At 63.1% G+C, this 2,066-nt stretch carries 2 protein-coding genes; both read right to left on the bottom strand.

The window, feature by feature from the left end:
- Positions 1-67: 67 nt before the first annotated feature.
- Positions 68-604 carry a glyoxalase superfamily protein gene (locus tag AB0P23_RS25390; protein WP_219520300.1) on the bottom strand — a complete coding sequence of 179 codons (537 nt, stop codon included), beginning with the start codon at positions 602-604 and terminating at the stop codon, positions 68-70.
- Positions 605-707: 103 nt separating this feature from the next.
- Positions 708-1,805: an IS110 family transposase gene (locus AB0P23_RS25385; RefSeq protein WP_206498880.1), complete on the bottom strand. Its 1,098-nt coding sequence runs from the start codon at positions 1,803-1,805 to the stop codon at positions 708-710.
- Between the last annotated feature and the right edge of the window lie 261 nt (positions 1,806-2,066).

Below are 2,066 nucleotides of genomic sequence, written 5' to 3'. Positions count from 1 at the left end.
GACGGTCCTATACATGTCAAGCGATCCGTGGGCGGGAGCAGTGAATCGTCTGTCAGTCGAGCATGTGTCAGTCGTCGAGTTCGCAGAAGCGCAGGGCGTTCTGGAACGGATCCAGTAGCTCGACGGTCGGTCCACCAGGTGCGGAGCGATCGATACCGGGTCGCAGAGTCACCAGATGGTCTCGCCGACGCAGCTCCCGGTGGAACGCCGCGATGTCGACCGTCGGCAGCCACACAGCGGCCCCTGGTGTTCCATCCCCGTGGTGTTGACTCAGGTCCAGGTGAACACCGCCACGGGTGACCCGCATGTAGAGCGGTAGATCGGCGGCGAAGCGATGCTCGAAGTCGACCTCGAATCCGAGGTAGTCGCAATAGAAGTTTCGTGTCGCGACCTCGTCATACACCCGCAGGATCGGAACAGCCGCCAGCGGACGGGGAGCGAGAAGAGCGGCGCTGCAGCTGTTCCAGTCTCGAAATCCGGCAGTGTGAGCGACGGCCTCGAGTGACTGGGCGTGGGTCAATTGTGCAGCACCTGATTCGGCCAGGAACTTTCGCAACGTTCGTGCAGCGGACTTCAACTCATCGATGGTCATGTGAACGGGCATCAGGGATCCTTCGTTGGAAGCACAACCGAGTCCGGATGCTCGCATTACCGGCGGTCAGCTGCTTCCTGACGGATTCCGATGGTGGACCCTCAGAGCAACGTGTTCACCGAACCCCGGACGGGGCGCGAGCGGCAGGTACGTCAACCTCTGCTGACATGCTGCCACATCCTGCGAGATCAGCGACGAGATCGTTGAAAACCTCCCGCGCCACGAACCGCTTGAGGCACCTGATGACGTCCTTCTTCGACAACCCGTCACCGCGCCGGCGTTGCATGTAGTCGATCGTGCGTTGGTCGTACCGCAGCCGACACACGGTGATCAAGTAGAGCGCTCTGTTCGCGGCGCGATCACCGCCTCGGTGCAGCCTCATCCTCGTCGTCTTGCCCGACGAGGCAGGAACAGGGGCGACACCGCACAACCGGGCGAACGCGGCCTCGGAATGAAGCCGGCCGATGTTCTGCCCCGCGGTCACCAACAACTGCGCCCCGTTGACCGGTCCTACCCCGCACGCTGCGCGCATCGTCGGAGCCGTCGCGGTCACCAAAGTGTCGAGCTCGCGCTCCAGAACGGCGATCTCCTCGGCCAGATCGCTGGCCCGGCGACCGAGAGTCCGCAATGTCAACTTCGCAGCTTGTTCCGGATCGGACAGGCGCGACAAGTCCGGACGCAACCGGGAGCACGCTTCGACGGCTCCCTTCCCCCGCTTGTAGGTGATCGACTCACGCAGAGCCACCGGGGCGGTGATCAGAACATCTTGAATCTGTTGCAGCGCAACGGTACGAGCGTTCACTGCCGACTCCCGCGTGAGAAGCAGCATTCTGATCGATTCCACCGCTCCGGTACTCGACTTCGGAACGATGGCGTCGGCTCCGGTGAGGACGTGCCGAGCAGCCATCTCCGCATCGAGGGCATCGTCCTTCCCACGGCGAGCCCGCGCATGTTTGTTGGTCGTGTTGATCTCCGCGACCGACATGCCACGTTCGAGCAGGTGACGCGTCAGTCCCGCAGCGTACGAACCGGTGCACTCGACACCGAAGCTCGCCGGAGTTCCGAACGTCTCCACCCATTCCGACAGCTCGTTGTAGCCCTGCGCTGTGGCTCCGAACTGGCGCGCTCCGAGCCTCCTTCCACCCCGTGTGAGCACAGCTGCGTAGTGAGTGTCTTTGTGTGAATCGATGCCGACGACGATGTCACCGTCCATGTGATCCGAGCCTTCCCGTTCGACGGACTCGGCGGGCCTTCCGACCGAGTTTCGCGCTGGGTGGGCGGACGCTGGCGGTGGACAAAACAGTGATGGGGCAGAGTCGCTTCAAGGTCCTATGAAGTCACGCCGCCAGGCCCGACCACCGACGAGCGGGCCGCTCGACACCGCGACGACGCGTCTTGGGAAAGACACACCGGTCACTTGTGCGGTAGGTCAATCGTGGTGCCTAGCGACCCTGTGTCCAGTGTTCACTGCTTG

The sequence above is a fragment of the Rhodococcus sp. NPDC077669 genome (assembly GCF_040686915.1).
GTDB classification, from domain to species: domain Bacteria; phylum Actinomycetota; class Actinomycetes; order Mycobacteriales; family Mycobacteriaceae; genus Rhodococcoides; species Rhodococcoides fascians.
The sequence above is the reverse complement of the archived record's forward strand: the minus strand, read 5'-3'. Positions and strand labels throughout refer to the sequence as shown.

Coding starts and splice junctions, on each gene's coding strand:
- AB0P23_RS25385 (WP_206498880.1), bottom strand. CDS start 1,805: ATGGACGGTGACATCGTCGTCGGCATCGATTCACACAAAGACACTCAC.
- AB0P23_RS25390 (WP_219520300.1), bottom strand. CDS start 604: ATGCCCGTTCACATGACCATCGATGAGTTGAAGTCCGCTGCACGAACG.